The organism is Limnofasciculus baicalensis BBK-W-15 (assembly GCF_024178385.1).
Taxonomy (GTDB): domain Bacteria; phylum Cyanobacteriota; class Cyanobacteriia; order Cyanobacteriales; family Coleofasciculaceae; genus Limnofasciculus; species Limnofasciculus baicalensis.
In genome coordinates, this window is sequence record NZ_JAMZMM010000415.1 from 1 (window position 1) to 4,776 (window position 4,776).

The 4,776-nt window shown below is 42.6% G+C and carries 4 protein-coding genes; 1 reads left to right on the forward strand and 3 read right to left on the reverse strand.

What is annotated here, in order from left to right:
- Positions 1-19 precede the first annotated feature (19 nt).
- A complete protein-coding gene (locus NJ959_RS25635) occupies positions 20-2,353 on the reverse strand; it encodes a tetratricopeptide repeat protein (RefSeq protein WP_254014590.1) in 2,334 nt (777 codons plus the stop codon).
- Between the two features lie 297 nt (positions 2,354-2,650).
- Positions 2,651-2,977: a 30S ribosomal protein S6 gene (gene rpsF / locus NJ959_RS25640; RefSeq protein ID WP_373693708.1), complete on the reverse strand. Its 327-nt coding sequence runs from the start codon at positions 2,975-2,977 to the stop codon at positions 2,651-2,653.
- 344 nt (positions 2,978-3,321) lie between these two features.
- Between rpsF and NJ959_RS25645 the strand changes: the two genes are divergently transcribed.
- Entirely contained in the window at positions 3,322-4,098 is a 777-nt protein-coding gene (locus NJ959_RS25645; protein ID WP_254014591.1) for a fumarylacetoacetate hydrolase family protein, read from the forward strand.
- A gap of 120 nt (positions 4,099-4,218) precedes the next feature.
- Here NJ959_RS25645 and NJ959_RS25650 read toward each other — a convergent pair whose 3' ends face one another.
- Positions 4,219-4,695, reverse strand: coding sequence for a Tic20 family protein (locus NJ959_RS25650; protein ID WP_254014592.1), 477 nt, complete (start codon positions 4,693-4,695; stop codon positions 4,219-4,221).
- Positions 4,696-4,776 lie beyond the last annotated feature (81 nt).

Sequence of the window (4,776 nt, forward strand, 5' to 3'; positions counted from 1 at the left end):
CCGTTACCCCATCTACTACCTACAATCGCGGTAAAATCTCTGGTAACAACTTACCTGGCACTTTCGACAGAGCAAAATTTTGCCCACTAATACCCCTTTCCTGATAAAAAGTCCGAATAGTCTTAATCAGATAGCTCAAAGCAGTTTGATAGGCATCAGATTCCGGTTTCCCTGCCAGACAAGATTTCACCTGTTGCTCTAGCGCTCCTGCCAAATGCTCCGACTTAACTGCTCCATCTAAAGAAAACTCAGCTTCTGTAGCTAACTGATAATGAGCTAATCCCAAATTATTGCGAGTAGCGATAACATCAAAATTAACCGATACTGGTGGATTATTTTCTGCCAGTTGCTCGACAAGCGCGATCGCATTTTGATAAGCTAGAATACAATGCTGCAAATATTCTAACCTACGTTCCGGTACATCCTGACATCTATCTGCTAGATGCCAATAAGCCGTACCCAAATTATTCTCAGTCGCCGCAGAAGCCGCAGGTGCAGATTCATGAGTGCGATAACTCAAAGCATCTTTATAAGCTAGCACTGCTAACTCCAACCACATTTGTGGTTGTTCATATTGTGCCAAATTCCAATAAGCCGTACCCAAATTATTTTGAATCATCGCCCAGTTCATCTTTTCCGATTCCGTGGTATAATAACACAGAGATTCCGCATAAGCAGTAATTGCCTGATGTAAGTTCTCAACTGGCGATTGATGTTGGGCTAAATACCAATAGGCTGTTCCTAAATTATTCTGAGTAGAGGCGTATTTAATCGGATCGATTTCACCACTGCGATAGTGCAACGCTTCTTGATAAGCGCGAATCGATAATTCCAAGCTTTCAACTGGCTCTTGATAGCGAGCTAAATCGCCATAAGCAGCACCCAAATTATTTTGAATCATGGCATAGATTTGGGGTGCATCTTCAGCAACAATTTTAGTTAAGGCAATCTGATAAGCTTGAATACCTTGTTCTAAATAAGAAGTCCGATGTGCTATATTATGAGAATGGCGAGATAGCATCCAGTAAAGATTACCCAAGTCATTGAGAATATTTGGTGCTTGAGACGAAGACTCATCTAAAGATTGTAAAGCCAATTCATAAGCCTGAATTGCGATCGCTAAATTTTCCTCCGAGACATCTCCCCCTTCAATAGCTTGGCGATATTGATCGCCTAATTGTAAATAAGCATCCGCTGGCGATACTGACTCCTTAACCCCATCAACAATAAAACTATCCGATTCGGCAATAGCAGAATTATCCCCAATCTCCCTATTACCTTCATCTCCATTCAATTGATAACTAGCAGAATTATCACCTATCTTTTGATCGCTAATAGGATTGTTTTTAAGATCGTTTAACGTAAAACTATTATATTCATCGCTAATTTCCGAATTAAAGCCATCTATATTTAATAATTGAGAGACAAGAAAATTATCGCCAATCCCGTCATCTCCAATTACCGGAGCAAAATCATTTCTATATAATTGAGAAATAGCAAAATTATCCCCACCGCTCCTATCTCCAATATCTGTAGGACAGGCATCTCGCCTGTCACTCATAATACCATTAGCCGCACTCCCCAATAGAGCATCATCACCAACTAATTGATTTTGCCAATTAATTCCATCGCTATTAAAAGCAAAATCTCCCGTCTCAACTAAATCCCCATCTAAGAGCGATCGCAAATCCGCCTTAAACGAACCCGTAGTTTCCCCTAACTCCCTTCTATTATCTGACGATTCCGGACTATATATACCAACAGGAGGCAACGGAGTTGGCTCTCCTTCAAACTCAAATACCCCAGTATGCCATTGCCAAAATTCCGGTGCAGACTGTACAATATTATGAAACCAAGGTCGAGGTAACCATAGCAACAAACTTACTTCCAGATGAGGTAAATGGCACTCAATTTTCCGTAGATGTTTGAGAAACAACCGCTGAATAGTTGGAGGTTGTCGGGTTAATCGTTCAATACCCAGAATCTGAAATCCAGGCGCAATAGTAATGCGGCGAGATGGTGGATTTTGAGATAACCATTGAATCATTTGAGCAAAAGGATTAGGATCGCTCAAATTCAGGTTTAGACTCACTAATTTAGGGTAACTTTGACTGGAGAAAGATTCTCGAGCTGAAGATATCTCCAATTCGTGATGCAATTGGCTAGCCAAACGATTCCGCAAGCTCAAATCATCACAAACAGCCACAAAAATTTGGCGGCGCAGATTAAGACTCAAAGCAAGTTTCAAGCGTTGATAGGTTTGCCGATTCCAGCTCGAAACTTTATGGGAAGTAGCATCGGTTACGATCATGCTGGTGGCTAGAGGAGTAAAGGTACTCTTAATGGTACGCACTCACCAATGGTGATTATTCCCAGAAGAGTTGGTGAATAGGTTTGTATTACACTCTTCTGGGTACGATCGTTTACTTCAGGATATCTCGCTTAAAAGGATAAAGGATGAAGGCTGAAGTATGAAGTATGAAGTATGAAGTATGAAGTATGAAGGCTGAAGTATGAAGGCTGAAGTATGAAGGCTGAAGTATGAAGGCTGAAGTATGAAGTAAAAAAAATAGTTTCACCCTACACCCTACACCCTACACCCTACACCCTACACCCTACTCCCTACTCCCTACACCCTACTCCCTACTCCCTAACTCTCCACAGCAACAGGCTCAGGTTTAGGTGCGGGTAAATCTTGCTTCAGAGTCAGATAGCGAATCACATCCTCACTGAAGCGCATCGCTCTTTCGATCAGAGCGACATGAGTAGGAGGAGCCTTGTAATTCATCTGAATGTAAATCCCTTCCCGGTGCTTGCCGATCATATAAGCCAAACGACGCTTACCCCGATGTTGAATTTCGATATCTGTGCTGCCTTGGGTATGCAACAATTCTCGGTATTTAGCGATCGCAACATTAACCTGCTCTTCTGACAAATCGGGACGCAGGATATACATTAACTCGTAACTATCACTCACAGGTATGACTCTCCTTATGGACAACTTGGCTTCTTCCTTAGTGCTTGGGGATTTTCTACCCATTGACTGAAGGAGGAAGCAAGGACACAAAATTATCCCAGTAGCTACGGGTGTGGCTAACTTCACGCACTTTAAAACCCCCTTTCCCATTGGGTGTGGGGATTGCTACCGGGATATTCTATATTAATTTTACCTTAATCTTGGCAAGAGCTTCGCCAGATAAATGAGGCGGTATAGTTAGCTGCGGGGAGATATCTGCTATTAATTATAGCTAGCTGCCAGGACTAATCCCTATCTTTTCCAAGTAGACACTTTCATTCGATCGCCAAGGAATCTCTAAAATTATGGCGCAGCGCTATGTCCGAGTCAAAACCTCTCAAGGGCAAACCTACTATGGCTTGTTGCAAATCACGCGCACCATCCAGGTGCTGGATGCGCCACCTTGGTTACAGGGGCAACCCACCGATTTAGAATTAGAACCTGGAAGTTACCAGTTACTTGCTCCCTGTGCCCCAACTAAAATTGTAGCGGTGGGGAAAAACTATAGAGATCATGCCGCAGAAATGGGAACACCAGTACCCTTAGAACCCTTATTGTTTCTCAAACCACCTACAACTATTACTGCTGCCGATCGCGAAATCAAGTATCCCCATCAATCCCAACGAGTGGATTATGAGGGAGAGTTAGCCTTGGTGATTGGCGAACATTGTCTAGACTGTACCCCAGCCCAAGCCACGACTAAAATCTGGGGCTATACCATTGCTAACGATGTCACAGCAAGAGATTTACAACAGAAAGACGGACAATGGACAAGAGGGAAAGGATTTGATACCTTTTGTCCTCTAGGTCCGTGGATTGTCCGAGAATTGCCTCCTGGGGCAAAGTTGCAGACATTTTTGAATGATGCGGCCGAACCCGTCCAATCCGCCTCCATCGATCTTATGGTATTTTCACCTGAATTTTTAGTATCTTACATTTCTCAAATTATGACATTATTACCAGGAGACGTGATTTTGACAGGTACGCCCCAAGGGGTGGGAGCGATGAAAATCGGCGATCGCATTCGTGTAGAAATAGAGGGAATCGGTCATCTGGAAAACACCATTGTTCCTCGTTCCTGATCCTTTAATAATTGTAGTCTGACTCATTCCCCGCCAGATAAAAATCAGCTTTTCGAGTTATATTGGGGACTAACCAGACTACCTACAATACTTTGCCCAAAGGCTTGTAAGTTATCAGCCTTAACGGACTTGTGCATAAACTGCTTCCGATAAGGTAGGAATTTCTGCATAACGTCCGAGGAGGGATTGGACAATTGCGTAGCCACAAGCACCAAAGGTTCCCAAAAAGATTACGTTAAAGAGGGTTTGGGTGACCAAATTCTCACCCAGCCCACGCCCTAAAATACTCATTGCTAAACTAAACAGGACTAAAAGAATATCTAAAAGAAGCGCCTGCATCGCGTTAAACCGAATAAAATGGATAATTCTGTCATTCCTCACTACTAATAAGAACAAGAGAAAGAAAACGACCATTCCGGCAAAAGGAATTTTACTGTAAATAAAAATGAATGGTGTGAGTGGAATCAGAATTATAGTTAGTTGTGGAAACTGACTAAATAAATAACCCCCAAATTCCAAACCAGAGATTAAAGGCAGAATATAAGGAAGGGCGGCAAAAATCCGGTCTTGTACAGTTGTCGATCCACGCCAGGTCATGGTGCATTCTCCTTTTTGAGGTTACTAGTATTTTTCCTAACTACATTCAGGATAACCTAGTCGAATGGCTATGCCTAAACC

Excerpts from the sequence above, each read along its gene's own strand:
- NJ959_RS25645 (WP_254014591.1), top strand. The coding sequence starts at position 3,322 with ATGGCGCAGCGCTATGTCCGAGTCAAAACCTCTCAAGGGCAAACCTAC.
- NJ959_RS25650 (WP_254014592.1), bottom strand. The coding sequence starts at position 4,695 with ATGACCTGGCGTGGATCGACAACTGTACAAGACCGGATTTTTGCCGCC.